Annotated in this window: 18 protein-coding genes and 1 tRNA gene; 13 read left to right on the forward strand and 6 right to left on the reverse strand. The window is 68.9% G+C overall.

The features are described from left to right. The first annotated feature begins 18 nt into the window (after nucleotides 1-18). From NN2_RS11605 to NN2_RS11640, 8 genes are all read left to right on the forward strand, one after another. A complete protein-coding gene (locus NN2_RS11605) occupies nucleotides 19-981 on the forward strand; it encodes a TIGR02234 family membrane protein (RefSeq protein ID WP_369689956.1) in 963 nt (320 codons plus the stop codon). 151 nt (nucleotides 982-1,132) lie between these two features. Then, complete coding sequence (gene trpC / locus NN2_RS11610; protein WP_063013000.1) at nucleotides 1,133-1,957, forward strand: indole-3-glycerol phosphate synthase TrpC; 825 nt, start codon at nucleotides 1,133-1,135, stop codon at nucleotides 1,955-1,957. Further along, nucleotides 1,954-3,228, forward strand: coding sequence for a tryptophan synthase subunit beta (trpB, locus tag NN2_RS11615; RefSeq protein ID WP_063013002.1), 1,275 nt, complete (start codon nucleotides 1,954-1,956; stop codon nucleotides 3,226-3,228). Before trpC ends, trpB begins: the two co-directional genes overlap by 4 nt. Beyond that, nucleotides 3,225-4,016 carry a tryptophan synthase subunit alpha gene (gene trpA, locus NN2_RS11620; protein ID WP_063013004.1) on the forward strand — a complete coding sequence of 264 codons (792 nt, stop codon included), beginning with the start codon at nucleotides 3,225-3,227 and terminating at the stop codon, nucleotides 4,014-4,016. The genes trpB and trpA overlap by 4 nt, the downstream gene beginning before the upstream one ends. An 83-nt stretch (nucleotides 4,017-4,099) precedes the next feature. Then, nucleotides 4,100-5,335 (forward strand): prolipoprotein diacylglyceryl transferase, encoded by a 1,236-nt coding sequence (gene lgt, locus NN2_RS11625; RefSeq protein ID WP_104406383.1) that lies wholly within the window; start codon nucleotides 4,100-4,102, stop codon nucleotides 5,333-5,335. A 31-nt stretch (nucleotides 5,336-5,366) separates the two neighbouring features. Then, complete coding sequence (locus NN2_RS11630) at nucleotides 5,367-5,852, forward strand: TM2 domain-containing protein (protein ID WP_063013008.1); 486 nt, start codon at nucleotides 5,367-5,369, stop codon at nucleotides 5,850-5,852. Nucleotides 5,853-5,955: 103 nt separating this feature from the next. Next, nucleotides 5,956-7,377, forward strand: coding sequence for a pyruvate kinase (gene pyk, locus NN2_RS11635; RefSeq protein WP_082856921.1), 1,422 nt, complete (start codon nucleotides 5,956-5,958; stop codon nucleotides 7,375-7,377). 1 nt (nucleotide 7,378) lies between these two features. Further along, nucleotides 7,379-8,284, forward strand: coding sequence for an acyl-CoA thioesterase (locus NN2_RS11640; protein ID WP_062966168.1), 906 nt, complete (start codon nucleotides 7,379-7,381; stop codon nucleotides 8,282-8,284). 24 nt (nucleotides 8,285-8,308) lie between these two features. Here NN2_RS11640 and NN2_RS11645 read toward each other — a convergent pair whose 3' ends face one another. The 4 genes from NN2_RS11645 to NN2_RS11660 all read right to left on the reverse strand — a co-directional run bounded on the left by NN2_RS11645 (nucleotide 8,309) and on the right by NN2_RS11660 (nucleotide 10,379). Then, nucleotides 8,309-8,713, reverse strand: coding sequence for a hypothetical protein (locus NN2_RS11645; protein ID WP_030514626.1), 405 nt, complete (start codon nucleotides 8,711-8,713; stop codon nucleotides 8,309-8,311). Between the two features lie 107 nt (nucleotides 8,714-8,820). Further along, nucleotides 8,821-9,546: an arsenate reductase/protein-tyrosine-phosphatase family protein gene (locus NN2_RS11650; RefSeq protein ID WP_369817544.1), complete on the reverse strand. Its 726-nt coding sequence runs from the start codon at nucleotides 9,544-9,546 to the stop codon at nucleotides 8,821-8,823. A gap of 51 nt (nucleotides 9,547-9,597) precedes the next feature. Next, nucleotides 9,598-10,179 carry a phenylacetaldoxime dehydratase family protein gene (locus NN2_RS11655; RefSeq protein ID WP_063013012.1) on the reverse strand — a complete coding sequence of 194 codons (582 nt, stop codon included), beginning with the start codon at nucleotides 10,177-10,179 and terminating at the stop codon, nucleotides 9,598-9,600. A gap of 113 nt (nucleotides 10,180-10,292) precedes the next feature. Continuing rightward, nucleotides 10,293-10,379 (reverse strand) — tRNA-Leu (locus NN2_RS11660). 196 nt (nucleotides 10,380-10,575) lie between these two features. Here NN2_RS11660 and NN2_RS11665 point away from each other — a divergent pair. The 4 genes from NN2_RS11665 (at nucleotide 10,576) to NN2_RS11680 (ending at nucleotide 15,903) form a co-directional block, all read left to right on the forward strand. Next, nucleotides 10,576-11,202, forward strand: a complete 627-nt coding sequence (locus tag NN2_RS11665) for an ANTAR domain-containing response regulator (RefSeq protein WP_063013013.1) — start codon at nucleotides 10,576-10,578, stop codon at nucleotides 11,200-11,202. 303 nt (nucleotides 11,203-11,505) lie between these two features. Continuing rightward, complete coding sequence (polA, locus tag NN2_RS11670; protein WP_439955851.1) at nucleotides 11,506-14,286, forward strand: DNA polymerase I; 2,781 nt, start codon at nucleotides 11,506-11,508, stop codon at nucleotides 14,284-14,286. Between the two features lie 137 nt (nucleotides 14,287-14,423). Next, nucleotides 14,424-15,068, forward strand: a complete 645-nt coding sequence (locus NN2_RS11675; protein ID WP_063013017.1) for a class I SAM-dependent methyltransferase — start codon at nucleotides 14,424-14,426, stop codon at nucleotides 15,066-15,068. Nucleotides 15,069-15,474: 406 nt separating this feature from the next. Beyond that, nucleotides 15,475-15,903 carry a 2-isopropylmalate synthase gene (locus NN2_RS11680; RefSeq protein WP_063013019.1) on the forward strand — a complete coding sequence of 143 codons (429 nt, stop codon included), beginning with the start codon at nucleotides 15,475-15,477 and terminating at the stop codon, nucleotides 15,901-15,903. A gap of 89 nt (nucleotides 15,904-15,992) precedes the next feature. On the opposite strand, the gene trxA is transcribed toward NN2_RS11680, so the two are convergent. Both trxA and NN2_RS11690 read right to left on the reverse strand, forming a co-directional pair. Next, entirely contained in the window at nucleotides 15,993-16,358 is a 366-nt protein-coding gene (gene trxA, locus NN2_RS11685; protein ID WP_030514619.1) for a thioredoxin, read from the reverse strand. Nucleotides 16,359-16,434: 76 nt separating this feature from the next. Beyond that, nucleotides 16,435-16,944, reverse strand: a complete 510-nt coding sequence (locus NN2_RS11690; RefSeq protein WP_227463179.1) for a 2'-5' RNA ligase family protein — start codon at nucleotides 16,942-16,944, stop codon at nucleotides 16,435-16,437. Between the two features lie 170 nt (nucleotides 16,945-17,114). On the opposite strand from NN2_RS11690, the gene NN2_RS11695 reads away from it, so the two are divergent. Further along, entirely contained in the window at nucleotides 17,115-18,206 is a 1,092-nt protein-coding gene (locus NN2_RS11695) for an isocitrate/isopropylmalate dehydrogenase family protein (protein ID WP_439955852.1), read from the forward strand. Nucleotides 18,207-18,319 lie beyond the last annotated feature (113 nt).

Below are 18,319 nucleotides of genomic sequence, written 5' to 3' on the forward strand. Positions count from 1 at the left end.
TCGCAGGACCAGCCGGAGGTGAGGCCCGCGCCCGGCGCGAACGACGCGTCTGCGGCCGATGCGGCAGTGCGCCCGCGGCAGTCCGATGCCGACATCTCTGCGGCACAGCGCGCGCCGATGCAGAGCGGCCCCGAGGGCGAGGCCGTCCGGTCGGGTGCCGGACAAGCCGATGGCGGCTCCCGCCTCGACGACGCCGCCGCGCAGGTGCCTCCCGGCGGTGACCCCGACCGCTATGTCCCCGAGACGGATGCGGGCGGCGCCGACAGCGTGCCCGGCAAACGCGCCCGCCCGGTACTGCCGGTCCTCCTGCTGGCCGTCGGCGCGGCCGCGCTGTGGGGCGCCTCGCGCATGACCTGGGTGACCCTGCGGTCCTCCGACGGTCTGACCGAACCGCGCACCCAGCTTCTCAACGGCGGCCTCTGGTTCGGCGCGCTCACGCCGCTGGCGTTGGTGCTGCTGGCCTCGATCGCGGCCGTCTTCGCCACCAAGGGCTGGCTGCGCCGGCTGATCGGGGTGGTGGTGGCGCTGGTCGCCGCCGTCGCCGCGGTGCCCGGCCTGGCGCTGCTGACCCAGCACGGCAAGATCGCCGAACGGGCCGCCCGGCTCGCCGAACTGCCCGCCCGCGCGCACGTCGACGCCGCCACGGCGGCCACGTTCCCGGCCGCACTCAGCGTCGTCGGTGCGCTCGCGGCCTTCGCCGCCGGAGTCCTGCTGGCCCGCATGCCCGAAACGACCGCCCGCATGTCGGGTAAGTACGACAATCCGGTGTTCCGCCGGGCCGCGGCCGCCGAACAGGTCGCCGAATTGCGCCGCACGGGTGATCCGGAATCGGCCGCCGCGGCCACCGACGCACCGCGGACGGCGACGCCGAAGTCCTCGCCGCACACCCCGGAACCGGAGCCGGGCGAACTCTCGCAGCGCGTGCTGTGGGACGCGCTCGATGCGGGCGCCGACCCGACCGACGACGAGCCGGGCCGATGAGCGCCCTACCACGCCACGCCGGGCGGCAGGCGTCACACCCCGCCGTCGGCTCGGCTTACCCTTCCATTTACTCTTTATCAGCATCGGTGAGACAGCACCTGGGGGGATTCTCAGGTAGCAAGTCCGTCTCCCCAGAAAGGATTCGAGCCAGATGACGGTACTCGACTCGATTCTCGACGGGGTCCGTGCGGATGTGGCCGCTCGGGAAGCCCTCCTGGATTTCCAGGCCGTCAAGAAGGCCGCCGCCGCGGTACCCTCGCCGCGCGATGCGCTGGCCGCTCTGCACGCGGACGGGATCGGAGTCATCGCCGAGGTCAAGCGCGCCAGCCCCTCGAAGGGTGAGCTCGCCGACATCCCGGACCCGGCCAGCCTGGCGAAGTCCTACGAGGACGGTGGCGCGCGCATCATCAGCGTGCTCACCGAGGGCCGCCGCTTCCACGGCTCGCTCGACGATCTGGACGCGGTCCGCGCGGTCGTCGACGTGCCGATCCTGCGCAAGGACTTCGTCGTCGGCCCGTACCAGATCCACGAGGCGCGCGCCCACGGCGCGGACGTGATCCTGCTGATCGTGGCCGCCCTGGAACAGGACGTGCTGGCCTCGCTGATCGATCGCACCGAATCGCTGGGCATGACCGCGCTGGTCGAGGTGCACACCGAGGAGGAAGCCGATCGGGCACTGACCGCCGGCGCCTCGGTCATCGGCGTGAACGCCCGCAACCTGAAGACCCTCGAGGTCGATCGCGACGTCTTCGCCCGCATCGCGCCCGGACTGCCCACCGAGGTCATCCGGGTCGCCGAATCCGGCGTCAGCGGCACCGCCGACCTGCTCGCCTACGCCGGTGCCGGCGCCGACGCGGTTCTGGTCGGCGAGAGCCTCGTGACCAGCGGCGATCCGCGTGCCGCCGTCTCCGAGCTGGTGACCGCGGGTACCCATCCGTCCTGCCCGCGTCCGCTGCGGCGGGGTGTCACCCGATGACCGGCGTGCACGAGCCGCTGCCCCAGGCCAGCGAGGGCGTCACCCACCGCAGCCACGAACCGGATCTCGGCGGCCACTTCGGCGTCTACGGCGGCCGGCACGTGCCCGAGGCGCTGATGGCGGTGATCGAAGAGGTCACCGCCGAATACGACAAGTCCCGCCTGGATCCCGATTTCCTGGCCGAACTCGACCGGCTGCAGCGCGATTACGCGGGCCGGCCCTCGCCGGTCTTCGAATGCAAGCGGCTCTCCGAACACGCCGGCGGCGCTCGCATCCTGCTCAAGCGCGAGGATCTGAACCACACCGGCTCGCACAAGATCAACAATGTGCTGGGCCAGGCGCTACTCGCCCAGCGGATGGGCAAGACCCGGGTGATCGCCGAAACCGGCGCCGGTCAGCACGGTGTCGCGACGGCCACCGCCTGTGCGCTGCTCGGCCTCGAATGCGTGATCTACATGGGCGCGGTCGACACCGCGCGCCAGGCGCTCAACGTCGCGCGGATGCGGCTGCTCGGCGCCGAGGTGGTCTCGGTGACCACCGGCTCGCAGACGTTGAAGGACGCGATCAACGAGGCGCTGCGCGACTGGGTCACCAACGCGTCGGAAACCTACTACTGCTTCGGCACCGCGGCGGGCCCGCATCCGTTCCCGCTGATGGTGCGCGATTTCCAGCGCGTCGTCGGCCTCGAGGCGCGGGTGCAGGTGCAGGCGCAGACCGGCCGGCTGCCCGATGCCGTCGTGGCGTGCGTGGGCGGTGGATCGAACGCGATCGGCATCTTCCACCCGTTCCTCGACGACGAGGGCGTGCGGCTGATCGGCTACGAGGCGGCCGGCGACGGCGTCGAAACCGGCAGGCACGCGGCGACTTTCGCCGGCGGCCGGCCGGGAGCATTCCAGGGCGCCTACTCGTACCTGCTGCAGGACGAGGACGGCCAGACCATCGAATCGCATTCCATCTCCGCCGGTCTGGACTATCCCGGCGTCGGCCCCGAACACGCCTACCTGAAGGACATCGGCCGCGCCGAGTACCGGCCGATCACCGATACCGAGGCGATGGACGCGCTGCTGCTGCTCTCGCGCACCGAGGGCATCATCCCGGCCATCGAATCGGCGCACGCGGTGGCCGGCGCGTTGCAGCTGGGCCGTGAATTGGGTTCCAGCGCAATCATTCTGGTGAATCTGTCCGGACGCGGCGACAAGGACATGGATACCGCGGCGCGCTGGTTCGGCCTGTTCGACGACGCTGCCGCCACGGAGGAGAATCGCTCGTGAGCCGTCTGGAATCGACCTTCGCGGCCAGCCGCGGCGAGGGCCGCGCCGCGCTGATCGGATATCTGCCCGCGGGCTACCCGGACCTGGCCGGATCCATCGACGTGTGCACCGCGATGGTCGAATCCGGTTGCGACATCATCGAAGTCGGTATCGCCTATTCCGATCCGGTGATGGACGGCCCCACCATCCAGGCCGCCACCGAGCAGGCCCTGCGCGGCGGCGTGCGGGTGCGGGACGTCTTCGGTGTCGTCGAGGCGATCACCGCCGCCGGGGGCAATGCCGTGGTGATGACCTACTGGAATCCGGTGCTGCAATACGGCGTCGATCGTTTCTCCCGCGATCTCGCCGCGGCCGGCGGTCTCGGGCTGATCACCCCCAACCTGATTCCCGAGGAGGCGGGGGAGTGGTTCGAGGCCTCCCGCGTCCACGATCTGGACCGCATCTTCCTGGTTGCTCCCTCCTCCACCGAGGAGCGCCTGGTCAAGACCATCGAGGCCAGTAGCGGATTTCTCTACGCCGCCTCCACCATGGGCGTCACCGGCGCCCGCGACGCGGTGTCCTCCGCCGCGCCGGAACTGTGCGCGCGGGTGCGTGCCCACTCCGATATCCCGGTCGGTGTCGGCCTCGGTGTGCGCAGCGGTGCGCAGGCGGCCGAAATCGCTTCCTACGCCGACGGAGTGATCGTCGGCTCGGCGCTGGTCACGGCCGCGGGACAGGGACTGGACCAGGTCCGCAAGCTCACCGCGGAACTGGCCGAGGGCGTGCGTTCGGCGACTGTCGCCAGCTGATCGGAGACGCGAACTGGGCGGCGCGCGCCCCCTCCGTTACGGTGGGGCCCGTGACTTTTCCAGTCCTGGCAGACGGCGTCGATGTGCACGGTGGGGCAATACTGGCCTATATTCCCAGTCCGCCGCGAGGCGTATGGGATGTGGGGCCGTTCCCGCTGCGCGCCTATGCGATCTGCATCATCATCGGCATCATCGTCGCGATCTGGTGGGGTGAGCGGCGCTGGCGCGAGCGCGGCGGCGAGCAGGGCAAGGTGCTCGACGTGGCGATGTTCGCGGTGCCGTTCGGACTCGTCGGCGGCCGGCTCTATCACGTGGCCACCGACTGGGAGAAGTACTTCGGCGCCGGCGGGCATCCGATCAACGCGCTGAAGATCTGGGAGGGCGGTCTCGGCATCTGGGGTGCCGTGCTGCTCGGCGGTGTCGGCGCCTGGATCGGCTGCCGGGTGTATCGAATTCCGTTGCCCGCCTTCGGCGATGCCATCGCCCCGGCGATTCTGCTCGCGCAGGCCATCGGCCGCCTGGGCAACTACTTCAATCAGGAACTCTACGGCCGCAAGACCGATCTGCCGTGGGGCCTCGAGATCTATCTGCGGTTCGATTCCGACGGCCGGCTGGACATGATGAACGGCGTTTCCACCGGCGTGGTGGAGAAGATTGTGCAGCCGACCTTCCTCTACGAGCTGATCTGGAATCTGCTCGGCGTTCTGGTGCTGGTGATGGTCGACAAACGTTGGCGGATCGGCCACGGTCGCTTGTTCGCCCTGTACGTGGCGATCTACACCTTCGGCCGCTTCTGGGTCGAGCTGCTGCGCGACGACGAGGCCACCCACATCTTCGGCATCCGGGTCAACTCCTACACCTCGGCGATCGTATTCCTCTGCGCGCTGGCGTATTTCGCCCTCGCCACCAAGGGTCGCGAGACCGCCGCCCAGCTCGCCTCCGGCGGTGAGCGCCCCTGGCCGTGGCAGTGGGGTGCGTTGCGTCGGTACGGCGCCGCCGGACAGGAAGCCGCCGCCGAGAGCGCACCTGCCGCCTCGGCCGGCGAATCCGCCGCCGGCGAGAAATCGGACGAAGACGCGAAAACGGAGAAAGCTGCCGAATCCGAATCCGCGCCCGCCACCTCCGCATCCGACGAATCGGGCGAGTCCACCGCCGGCCCGTCCGATTCGGTGAAGACCGGTACCGAGGCGACCGGCAACGAACTGGATCCGCCCGCCGATGACAAGGATGCGGCCGGTGTCACCACCGCCGGGAACAGCGATCAGCGGGCCGAGGGCGAGTCGGGTAAGCCGGGCCGGAAGAAGGCGGACAAGAGCTGAGCGGGCCGACCGCTCGAATCAGGAGGACTTCGTGACCGACCCCTATCAGCCGCAGCCCGGCTACGGCCCGCAGTACGGGGCTCCGGGTACCGGGCCGGGAAATCCGGGCGGCTACGGCCAATCCGGCCCCTACGGAGGCGGGCAACCGGGCCCCTACGGGCCGGCCGGCTACAGCCAGCCCTACGGCCAGCCCGCAGACCCGTACGCCCAGCCGTACGCCCCGGGCCCCGGCTACCCGCCCGCGCCCTACGGCATGGACCCGGAGGCGCCGTACGGGCGCAACATGTACGGCGAACCGTTCTCGGACAAATCGAAGCTGACCGCCGGGCTGCTGCAACTGTTCGTCGGTGGCCTCGGGATCGGCCGGTTCTATCTCGGCTACACCGGCATCGGCGTCGCCCAGCTCCTGGTCACGCTGTTCACCTGCGGTCTGGGCGGAATCTGGCCGTTCATCGACGCGATTTTGATCCTGACCGGCAAGGTTCGCGATCCGTACAACCGTCCCTTGCAGGAGTGACGACCATGCCGGTCGAATATGTGATGTGCGTCATATTTTCGTCGATTGGCAGTGGCGGGAGTGCCGATCAGCGCCACTGCGGCGGCAGGACTAGGCTCGGCTCGTGATGCGACGGACAAAGATTGTGTGCACCCTCGGGCCGGCCACCGCCACCGAGGACCGGATCCGTGAACTTGTCGACAGTGGCATGGACGTGGCCCGGTTGAATTTCAGTCACGGAGAACACGCCGATCACGCCGAGAACTATCACAAGGTGCGGCACGCCGCCGAGCAGATGGGTCGTGCGGTCGGCATCCTGGCCGACCTGCAGGGGCCGAAGATCCGCTTGGGCCGGTTCATCGAGGGCCGCACCGTGTGGGCGACGGGCGAGGAGGTGCGGATCACGGTCGACGACGTGGAAGGCACCCACGATCGCGTCTCCACCACCTACAAACAGCTGTCCGAGGACGCCAAGGCCGGTGACCGGCTGCTCGTCGACGACGGCAAGGTCGGGCTGACCGTGGTCCGCGTCGAGGGCAACGACGTGGTGTGCCGCGTCACCGAGGGCGGCCCGGTCTCCAACAACAAGGGTGTCTCGCTGCCGGGTATGGACGTTTCCGTTCCGGCGTTGTCCGAGAAGGACATCGAGGATCTGGAATTCGCCCTGCGGCTCGGTGTGGACTTCATCGCCCTGTCGTTCGTGCGGTCGCCGTCGGACGTCGAGCTGGTCCACGACATCATGGATCGCGTCGGCCGTCGGGTGCCGGTGATCGGCAAACTCGAAAAGCCCGAAGCCATCGACAATCTCGAGGCGATCGTGCTCGCCTTCGACGCGATCATGGTGGCTCGCGGCGACCTCGGCGTCGAACTGCCGCTCGAGCAGGTGCCGCTGGTGCAGAAGCGCTCGATCCAGATGGCAAGGGAGAACGCCAAACCCGTCATCGTCGCCACCCAGATGCTGGAGTCGATGATCGGCAACTCCCGCCCGACCCGCGCCGAGGCCTCCGATGTCGCCAACGCTGTGCTCGACGGCGCCGACGCGGTCATGCTCTCCGGCGAGACCTCGGTCGGCCAGTATCCGATCGAAACGGTGCGGACGATGGCGCGCATCGTGCACGCCGTGGAATCGGAATCCTCGACCCGGGTGCCGCCGCTGACCCACGTCCCGCGGACCAAGCGCGGCGTGATCTCCTACGCGGCCCGCGATATCGGCGAGCGGCTCAACGCCAAGGCGCTGGTGGCCTTCACCCAGTCCGGTGACACCGTGCGCCGGCTGGCCCGCCTGCACACCACGCTGCCGCTGCTGGCGTTCACTCCGCTGCCGGAGGTCCGCAGCCAGCTGGCGCTGACCTGGGGTGTGGAAACCTTCATCGTCCCGCCGGTCGGTACCACCGACGAGATGATCGGCCAGGTCGACAAGGAACTGCTGTCGCTGAATCGCTACGCCAAGGGCGATCTCGTGGTGATCGTGGCCGGCTCCCCGCCGGGTACCGTCGGCTCCACGAACCTGATCCACGTGCATCGCATCGGCGAGGAGGACCACTGAGGTGAGTGCATCACTGGGCGAATCGGTCGGCACCGGCCGTGAGAGCGGCGGCGATCTCGCCGTCCTGCTCGGCCTGCTCGAACTCGAGGAGATCGGCGAGGACGTCTTCCTCGGTCACCATCCGGAGAAGGTGTGGAGTCGCACCTTCGGCGGCCAGCTGGTGGCGCAGGCGATCATCGCGGCCGGCCGCACGGTCGGACCGGGGCGCCCGGTGCATGCGGTCAACGCTCATTTCGTGCGCGGCGGCGACGTGCGCAAACCGATCGAATACCGGGTCGAACGCCATCGGGACGGACGTGCGTTCGCCAACCGCACGGTCACGGCGTATCAGGACGATCAGGAACTGTTCGTGATGCTGGCGGCGTTCCAGGACTGGGCCAAGGGCCTGGAACACGCCAGCCCGCAGCCGCAGGTGCCCGATCCGGACGGCCTGCCCCGGGTGGAGGAGTCCTTCTCCGGGTTCGAGGACAAACTGCAGATGTTCGTGCAGGCACCGCATCCGATCGACATGCGCTACACCAACGATCCGGCCTGGATCCTCAAGGGCACCGGCGGCACCCTCAACCACAATCGCGTGTGGATGAAGGCCGACGGTGAACTGCCCGACGATCCGCTGATCCACGTGGCGACGCTGGGTTATTCGTCCGACACCACGGTGCTGGATTCGATCATCACCACGCACGGGCTGTCGTGGGGCCACGACCGGATCGTGGCCGCCACGGTGAATCATTCGATCTGGTTCCACCGTCCGTTCCGCTTCGACGACTGGGCCCTGTACGCGACGCAGTCACCGGTGGCCGCCGGTTCGCGCGGCCTGGCCACCGGTCACTTCTATTCGCGGGCCGGCGAGCTGCTGGCCACCGTCGTGCAGGAAGGCGTGATCAGGCACTTCCCGGCGCGCAAGTAGCGCTGAGCGCCGGGAGCGCCGGTATCAGAGGCGTTCGCGGTTCTCGTCGAAGTCGTAACTGTCGCGATGGAGCGCGTGAATCGTGTAGGGGACGGCGTCGGCGGTGGTGGCGATCCCGAGGACCAGTCGATGCTCGAGTGCGGCCAGGCCGGATTCGGTCAGCTGATCGGGATCGCCCACCAGGCTGAGCGCTATCTCGTAGGTGCGCCGCGAGCCAGGGTCGCGGTGGGGGTGTTCCAGGCGCCACTGGGTCTCCAGGACCGTATGGCCGGGTTGATCGGCGTCGACGGGCAGGGTGAAGCGCCAGGCGAAAACATCGTGCTCGGCGAGGTGGTCGTCGACCACGCAGCGCACGGTGTGCACGACGCGGTCGAGCGTTTCCGGTGTGACGTAAACATGGAGTGAAACATCCGAAATTCGTTTCGGCATGTCTGTGTCCTGTTCCGGTGTCGAACCATCGGCGTCGGCAGTTACCGCGGGGAGTCTAACCCCGGATCCCGCTCCGCGGGAGGGCGGCATGCCCGGCGCCGGATTGTTCAGGCGTGGCGGCCGATTCGCACGGGCTCGATACCCCAGGGCGGGGTTTCGATACGTCCACCGGGCAGCAGCACCAGCCGGGGCCGGCCGGACTCCGTGCGGCCCGCGTCGCGATGGGGGTGCAGGGCGAGCAGCAGCGGGACCAGCGTTTCGGCGATCCGATCGCCGACGGCACAGTACTTTTCGCTCGACAATCCCACCGGGTCGGCGATGTTCTCCCGGCCCACCAGCGCGAGATCGTTTCGCGCACTGTCGATCTGGGCGATCGTGCGGGCGCCGGAGACCTTCGTCACCCGGTAGGCCTCGAGCAGTGTGAAGGTCCGCGGCCGGGCGGCCGGAACCAGGTCGATGATGTGGTCGCGGATCTGCTCGGTCATCGCCAGCACGAGGTCCGCGCGCGTGACCATCTCCGGCTTCAACTTGCGTGCTGAGAAGTTGCCGGGATCCGCGCCGAGGCCTGTGATGGTCTGTGCCGCAAGCGGATCGACGCCGAAGCCGACGAGCGCGCGGGTACCGGCGCTCTCGGCGGTCAGGTCGTCGAGACCGTGTTCGGCCGCGACGGCGCGGGTCAGACGTTCGGCGATCACCGAGCGGCAGACGTTGCCGGAGCAGACGAACAGGACGTGCATGACCGATACGGTAGGTCGCCGCGGGCCCCGGCAGAAGCCGAGGACGGCCGAAAACCGCTTATTTAACGCGATGTTCAGCTGCCGGTAGCGCGTCACGTTCGACCGTTTGCCGAATTTTCGCTGACCGGCTGGGCGGCGGATGAGGCGCTACGGCTGCCGATCCGTGTCGGAACCTTCGGCGCCGTAAGCGTTTCGATAGTAGGAGGCTTCCTCGACGACCGGGGCGACCGTCGGTTCGGTGCCGAGATGCGCGTTGTCCGCGCCGGCGCGCGTGGCGTTGTCCTGGGCCCGGCCGCGCGCACTGAACAGCGGTCCGCGCATGGACCGGGTCGGAGCGAAGGCGCCCAGCCCGGTGGGCGTGGTCATATCGTCGTACATGGTGTCGATGCCGCCGCGCAGGAAATAGGCCTCGTGCCAGAACCCGGTGCCGCCGGAGTCGCGCAGAAACCGCTGCCACCAGTCGCGATGCGGCTGGGAACGGGTCCAGCGCTCCAGGCTGTCCAGGTCGCGCCAGTATTGGCGGGCGCCCCAGTGCGGCGGGAACAGCGACCAGATGATGTCCTCGTGCCGCAACAGGCCATCCGGCCGATCACGATGGGAGCGATACAGTTTCGGCCCCAAGCCGAGCAGACGCAACACCCCCCGCGGGGTCCGCACCCGCATCCCCAGATAGATCACCACCAGATCGGGATATCCCGAAAGATCCGCGGTGAGCCGGTTCACCCGCATACGCGCGACCTCCTCCTGCCCGGGGTCGTGTGCACCACCCTACGCGTAGTCACGGGTCATCCTGCCGATTCGGTTCGAATACGACAAAAGCGGCCCGATCGGACCGCCGACGATGGTGCCGAGTGTGGGACTCGAACCCACACGTCCGTGAGGACAACGGTTTTTGAGACCGTCGCGTCTGCCAGTTCCGCCAACTCGGCGCACCGGGAGGAAATGATAGCCGGTGGGTGCCCAGGTTACCGAATCGGTGCCGCGCGGGCGGGTTCCCGCTGGGTAGATGGGTTGTGAGCGAAGTTGAACGGTACGCTTTAGGACACTCGGCGTGCGTGACCGGTGACAGGGTGGGACCGGAGGCGCACATCGGGTGTCGGCATCGGAATATCGAGGGGTCTGTCTATGGGAACGAATGCAGGGGGCGCGGGCGCGAAGCAGGACGCGCCGGTTGCCGCGAAGCGTGTCGTGGTGGCCGAGGACGAGGCGCTCATCCGGATGGACCTTGTGGAGATGCTCTCCGAGGAGGGCTACCAGGTGGTGGGTGAGGCCGGCGACGGCCAGCAGGCGGTCGACCTGGCCGTGGAACTGCGCCCCGATCTGGTCATCATGGATGTGAAGATGCCGCGGCGCGACGGTATCGATGCCGCCGGTGAGATCGCCTCCAAACGTGTTGCGCCCGTAGTGATCCTGACCGCGTTCAGCCAGCGTGACCTGGTCGAGCGGGCGCGCGACGCGGGTGCGATGGCCTATCTGGTGAAGCCGTTCACGAAATCGGATCTGGTGCCCGCGATCGAGTTGGCGGCCAGCCGTTTTCACGAGATCTCGGCGCTGGAACAGGAGGTCGCGAATCTGTCCGACCGCCTGGAGACCCGCAAACTGGTCGAGCGTGCCAAGGGCGTGCTGATGCAGACGCAGGGGCTGTCGGAACCGCAGGCGTTCAAATGGATCCAGCGCACCGCGATGGATCGTCGCACCACCATGAAGGCGGTCGCGGAGGTCGTCCTGGAGAATCTCGCGCCGAAGTCCTGATCGCCCCTGTGGTCGGCCGCGGCTCGCGTGCCGGTCGAGCGCGGGAGTGGTCGGGTCGCGGCCCGCGCCGTCGGCGGGCTCGCTCGTGGGCTTCGGGTGAGCTCCCCGGGCGAACTCCGGCACCGACGCGGGAAAACCGCGGACCTCGGCGAGCTTGTGCACGACCTCGCTGCCGGTCCGGTGGGGCGGATGTGGCCGGCGTGAAAGCGGGCACCGTATCCGCGTGCGCGAATTCGAACGCGACACATGTCGGTCCGTGCCCGGTGGCCGGGGATGTCGGTGGATATCCCTAGACTCTGTGCCGTGACTCCAGCCTCCACCGATCAGCGTCAGGGCAGTGTGTCGTCCACCACCGCCGCAGCGGCCGCGCCGAAAGCCGGCAGTACGGCGCCGGGTGCTCCCGGCGAGCGGCCCACGCTGTTGTTGCTGGACGGCCATTCCCTGGCCTACCGCGCCTTCTACGCGCTACCGGCGGAGAACTTCAAAACCGTCACCGGGCAGACCACCAACGCCGTCTACGGCTTCACCGCCATGCTGATCAACCTGCTGCGCGACGAACGGCCCACCCATGTGGCGGCCGCGTTCGACGTCAGCCGGAAGACCTTCCGGGTCGAGGCCTATCCGGAGTACAAGGCCAACCGCATCACCACCCCCGACGAATTCCGCGGGCAGGTGGAGATCACCCAGGAGGTGCTGGGCGCGCTCGGCATCCCGGTGATGGCCATCGAAGGCTACGAGGCCGACGACATCATCGCCACCCTCGCGACTCAGGCTGTGCCGCAAGGCTTCCGGGTGCTCATCGTCACCGGCGACCGGGATTCGCTGCAGCTGGTCAACCCCGACGTCACCGTGCTGTACCCGAAGAAGGGCGTCTCCGAACTCACCCGTTTCACGCCGGAGGCGGTCGAGGAGAAGTACGGCCTGACCCCCGCCCAGTACCCGGATTTCGCGGCTCTGCGCGGCGACCCGAGCGACAACCTGCCCGGCATCCCGGGCGTGGGGGAGAAGACCGCCACCAAGTGGATTCGCGAATTCGGCGATCTGCCCACCCTGGTCGAGCGGGTCGACGAGGTGCGCGGCAAGGTCGGCGACGCCCTGCGCGCGAACCTGTCCAGTGTGGTGCTCAACCGGCAGCTCACCGAGATGGTCAAGGATGTTCCGCTGCCGTACACCCCGGAGCAGCTGGCGCAGCAGCCGTGGGACCGCGACAAGATCCACCGCCTGTTCGACGATCTCGAATTCCGGGTGCTGCGGGACCGGCTGTTCGAGACGCTGGCGCCGCCGGAGCCGGAGGCCGAGAGCGGTTTCGAGATCAGCGGCGGTCCGGTCGCGCCCGGCGCCGTCGCCGACTGGCTGGCCGAACACGCGAAAGCCGGTGTGCGCCACGGTGTGTCGATCGTGGGCACGACCACGCCCGTCCAGGGGGATGTGAAGGCGATCGCGATCGCCGCCGCCGACGGAGAGGGTGGCTACTTCGACGTGGTCGCGCTGACCCCGGAGGACGAGCTCGCCCTCGGCCGCTGGCTCGCCGACGCCGGCACCCCGAAGGCGGTGCACGAGGCCAAGGCCGCCATCCACGCTCTGCGCGGGCGCGGCTGGCGGCTGGCGGGGCTCACCAGCGATACCGCGCTCGCGGCCTATCTGGTCCGCCCCGGGCAGCGCACCTTCAACCTCGACGATCTGTCGCTGCGGTACCTGTCGCGGGAGTTGCGGGTCGAGGCCGCCGAGGACGCCCAGCTGTCGCTGCTCGACGACGAGGACCAGGTCGACACCGAACTGGCCCAGGCCGAGATTCTGCGCGCCCGCGCGGTGGCCGATCTGGCCGAGGCGTTCGATGCCGAACTCGACCGCATCGAATCCGTGCCGCTGCTCACCGAGATGGAACTGCCGCTACTGGGTGTGCTGGCCGAACTGGAGCACGCCGGCATCGCCGTCGACTGCGACAAACTGGACCAGTTGCAGCGCGAATTCGCCGACCGGGTGGCCTCGGCCGCGGAGGCGGCCTACGAGGTGATCGGTGAGCAGATCAACCTCGGTTCGCCGAAGCAGCTGCAGGTGGTGCTGTTCGACAAACTGGATATGCCCAAGACGAAGCGGACCAAGACCGGCTACACCACCGATGCCGACGCGCTGGAGTCGCTGTTCGAGAAGACCCAGCATCCCTTCCTCGAACATCTGCTCGCGCACCGCGACGCCACCCGCCTCAAGGTCACCGTGGACGGGCTGCTGAAGTCGGTGGCCGACGACGGCCGCATCCACACCACGTTCAACCAGACCATCGCCGCCACCGGCCGGTTGTCCTCGACCGAGCCGAATCTGCAGAACATCCCGATCCGCACCGACACCGGCCGGCGCATCCGCGACACCTTCGTCGTCGGCCCCGGCTACGAGTCGCTGATGACGGCGGACTACAGCCAGATCGAGATGCGGATCATGGCGCACCTGTCCAAGGACGCCGGGCTGATCGAGGCGTTCAATTCCGGCGAGGACCTGCACAGTTTCGTCGCGTCCAAGGCGTTCGACATCCCGATCGCCGACGTGCATCCGGAGATGCGCCGCCGCATCAAGGCGATGTCCTACGGTCTGGCCTACGGCCTGTCCGCCTACGGACTCTCGCAGCAGCTGCGGATCAGTGCCGAAGAGGCGAAGGCGCAGATGGAGGTCTACTTCTCCCGCTTCGGCGCGATTCGCGACTACCTGCGCGACGCCGTGGATCAGGCGCGCAAGGTGGGCTACACCGAGACGCTGTTCGGCCGCCGCCGCTACCTGCCCGATCTGGATTCCAGCAATCGCCAGCGCCGCGAGGCCGCCGAGCGGATGGCGCTCAACGCGCCCATCCAGGGCACCGCCGCCGACATCATCAAGGTCGCGATGATCAACACCCAGGCCGCCATCGCCGAGGCCGGGTTACGTTCGCGCATGCTGCTGCAGATCCACGACGAACTCGTCTTCGAGGTCGCGTCCGGTGAGCGGGAGGCGCTGGAATCGCTTGCCCGCGAACAGATGTCGAGCGCCATCGACCTGTCGGTACCGCTCGAGGTCTCCGTCGGCGTCGGCCGCAGCTGGGACTCGGCCGCCCACTGACCGGGGCGCCGAAGGCGCCGGCCGGCCCGGTCTCGCGCGGCGTATGGCGCCACAGACGGGTTGTGCCGCGCACGGTGCGGGAAATCGCTCCCCGGCGGTCGGTGCGCGGTCGACCCGCCGCATCGTAGGGTGGCGCGATGGGTGCAGTGGACTGGGATCACAACGCCTTCTACCACCGGACGCTGCTGCGGCAGCTGCCGCAGCGCTGTGAGCGGATCCTCGAAGTCGGTTGCGGGGCAGGCGCTTTGGCGGTCGAGCTGGCGCGGCGTGCCTACCGGGTCGACGCGGTGGACCGCTCGCCGGAGATGATCGAGGCGGCCCGCGGTGTCGTCCCGGGCAACGTCGAATGCACCCGGGCCGACATTCTCGAGTACCCGCTGCCGGAAGCCGCCTACGACGCCGTCGTCTCGCTCACCACGCTCCATCACCTGCCCCTGGAACGGGTGCTGCCGCGGCTCGCGCAGACGCTGCGGCCGGGCGGGGTGCTCGCGGTGATCGCGCTGCCGCGGGCCGACCCGCTGCGTGAACTGCCCGCGGAGATCGCGGGCGTACTCGGCCATCGCCTCTTCGGCGCGACGTTCGCGATGCTGCGTGCCACGGGCCGCGGCGCCTGGTACGCGCACGAACCCACGCATGCGGTGATGCCGGTCGTGCTCGATCCGCCACTGACCACACGCGAGGTCGCGCGCCGGGCGGGCGGCATCCTGCCGGGCGCGCGCGTGCGGCGGCTGGTGTTCTGGCGCTATCTGTTGCGGTGGGACAAACCCGGGCAAACCCGGTGACGACACGCCGGACCTGTCCGGGGCGCATCCTGTGAACCCGCTGTGGCCTGCGTGAATGCGGCGTTCACCACGGCACTGCCCGTTGGCATGCCGTTCACTCGAAAATGTGACGAAGTTACTCGTTGGTTCCGCCGCAATATTGTTGCCATCGACGCGGTGAGTCCATATTCTCGAAGCCGTGCCGAATCCCGCCGCAAGCCACAGCGCCGCGCGCAACGTCGCCGACCGCGACCGCGTGGTGCGCCTTCCGCTTACCGCGATGGTGGCTGCGGCGCGACTTCTCGTAGTACCTCGCCGTAGCGGGAGCTGATTCGGACCGGCCCCCTCGCTGCGGCCGTTGACAAGTGTTTGCGCTGGTCCCCTCTGTCATCCGACCAACGACAAAGCTTCGGGAAGACCTAGTCCAATGACGATCACTATCGATACACATGCCTTCATCGCGGCCGCGCCCAAGGGGCTGCGCGCCGAATCCGCCGACCTGACGCCCGCGGAGTTCTACGACCGCTACTGCGCGCACACCGGCCCGGTCAAGCTCAGCGACTGGGCGCGGGCCGAACAGCGGGCGACCTACACCGCGACCATCGAACTGGCCGGACATGCGCGGACCGTGGTGTCCGCGGGCAGCCCGGTCGCCGCGCTGACCTCGGCGCTCTACGACGAGGGCTACCCGGTGGAGATTCTGCAGTTCCACCAGCGGCGTACCGGCGCCGGCACCGCCACCTTCGTGCAGTGCGAATGCAACGGCCGCCGAGGCTGGGGCGCCGCGCTCGCCGGGGACGGGCCGGAGTCGACCGTTCGGGCCATGATCGCCGGCATCAACAAACTCGGGAACTGAGCCGGTTCGGCAACCGAGCCGACACGCGAAAACCACAGTGCCGCATCCCCTTTCGTGAAGAGTCGGGATGCGGCACCGGTTCGTGCGGGTCAGCCCTGCTGCTGTTCGGCGAGCTGCTTGCGCACCTCTTCCATATCGAGCGCCTTCACCTGGGAGACCAGATCTTCCAGCGCGGCCGGCGGCAGTGCGCCGGGCTGCGCGAAGACCAGGACACCCTCGCGGAAGGCCATGATCGTGGGGATGGAGCGGATGTTGGCGGCGGCGGCGAGGCTCTGCTCGGCCTCGGTGTCGACCTTGCCGTGGACGACATCGGGATGCTGTTCCGAGGATGCCTCGAAGGTGGGCGCGAACGCCTTGCAGGGCCCGCACCAATCGGCCCAGAAATCGACGAGGACGACGTCGTTTCCGGTCACAATCTCGTCGAAGTTCTGCGCGGTCAGGGTCTGGGTGGCCATGACTTCCTCTCGTGTCGTTGTATGCGGTGCAACGCGGGACGCTGTGCATATCTTCCGCGCGGCCGGTGTCCGCGGCTCAACCGTGGACCCCACCCCCTGGGGCGATCGGCCACTCGATCCGCCGATCACCGTCCCACCGCCGAATACCCACCACGGTAGCCGCAAAATCCCGCTCGGCGGCCACCGCGTCGATCGCCGCGGGCCAGTGCTCCGGTTTCAGCCGCCGTGCCAGCGTGACGTGCGGGGTCCACGCGTCCGGGCACATGTTCGCCGGAACGCCGGGGCACGCGTCGACGACCGCCGCGATGCGCCGTTGCATCGTCAGCAGGTCCTCGGTGGGCACCACCAGCCGTACCAGAATCGGATGGCGGGCGCCGAATATCAGCAGCCCCCCCAGCCGGATCGGGAGCGGCCGGAACGGCAGGGCGGCCAGCGTCTTGTCCATCCGGGGCCAGATCTCGCGGGCGACCGCGACGGTGATGTGCGGCCGGTGTTCCGGTGTGGGACTGTGCATTCCGGCCGTGGCCAGCGCACCCCACTGCCGGCGGACCTCGGCCTCCGCCGCCTCGTCGAGTACCAGTTCCACCGACTGCACCATGGTGCAGGACAACTTACGCGCGCGGGCCGGGCCCGGTGCGCCGATTACCCGAGTTGCCGGGCAGGCCGGGCCCGCGGTCGGCTCGACGATCCGGCACCCAATAGGGTGACCCGGTGTGCCGGGCCGCGGACCGGCCGGGACGGGGTGCGAGCAGAGGAGTGAGCGCGGTGGATGCGCGGCGGGCGGTGCGGCTCGGGCTGATCGAGGGCGACGGCATCGGGCCGGAGGTGGTGCGGGCGACCCGGGCCGTGGTGGACGAGGCTCTCACCGCGGCCGGTGCGGCGACGCCGGAATGGGTCGAGCTGCCGATCGGGCATGCGGCCATCGCCGAATGCGGGGAACCGCTGCCGGAGACCACGCTGTCCGCACTCGCCGATCTCGATGCCTGGATCCTCGGTCCGCACGACAACGCCTCCTACGCGCCGCATCACCGCGTCGGGGCCCCGCCGGGCGGGGCGATCCGCAAACGCTTCGGCCTGTACGCGAATATCCGCCCGGCCCGGGCCTTTCCGGGCGTGCGGGCGGCGGCGAAGGACATCGATCTGGTGATCGTGCGCGAGAACAGCGAGGGCTTCTACGCCGACCGCAACATGTTCGCCGGTTCGGGCGAATTCCGGCCCACCGCCGATGTGGCGATGGCCGTGGCCGTGATCACCCGGGCCGCCTGCGAACGCATCGCGCATCAGGCCTGCACGCTCGCGGCAGCGCGACGCGGCCGGTTGACGATCGTGCACAAGGCGAATGTGCTGCCGATGACGATGGGACTGTTCCGCGAGGTCTGCGCGGAGGTGGCCGCGGGATATTCCGGAATCGAGGTCGACGACGAACACGTCGACGCCGCCGCGGCCCACCTGGTTCGCGCGCCCGGTGACTACGACGTGCTGGTGACCGAGAACCTGTTCGGCGACATCCTCTCCGACCTCGCGGGGGAACTCGCCGGGTCACTGGGCTTGGCGGCCTCGCTGAACTGCTCGGACGACAAGGCGATGGCTCAGGCGGTGCACGGCGCGGCTCCGACGCTGGCGGGCCGCAACCGGGCGAATCCGGGCGCACTGCAACTGTCGGCCGCGATGCTGTTGCGCTGGCTGGGCACCCGCGACGGCGATCCGGCGCTGCTGGGCGCCGCCGACCGGATCGAGCGCGCGGTGGCGGCGACCCTGGCGGCCGGTATCGCCACCGCCGACCTCGGCGGACTGGCCTCGACCAGTGAATTCACCGAGCAGGTCCGGGCTCGCGTGCATCGCCGGTGAATCGGCGTGTACCCCTGCCGCCGGTCGTGGCGCGCATTAACCTTCGGTAACCGACCGGCGCATCTCGTGCCGATCGCCTACATTTTCGAATGGCTGCATTGCTACACGGCGAC

This window comes from Nocardia nova NBRC 15556 (genome assembly GCF_001613005.1).
Taxonomy (GTDB): Bacteria; Actinomycetota; Actinomycetes; order Mycobacteriales; family Mycobacteriaceae; genus Nocardia; species Nocardia nova.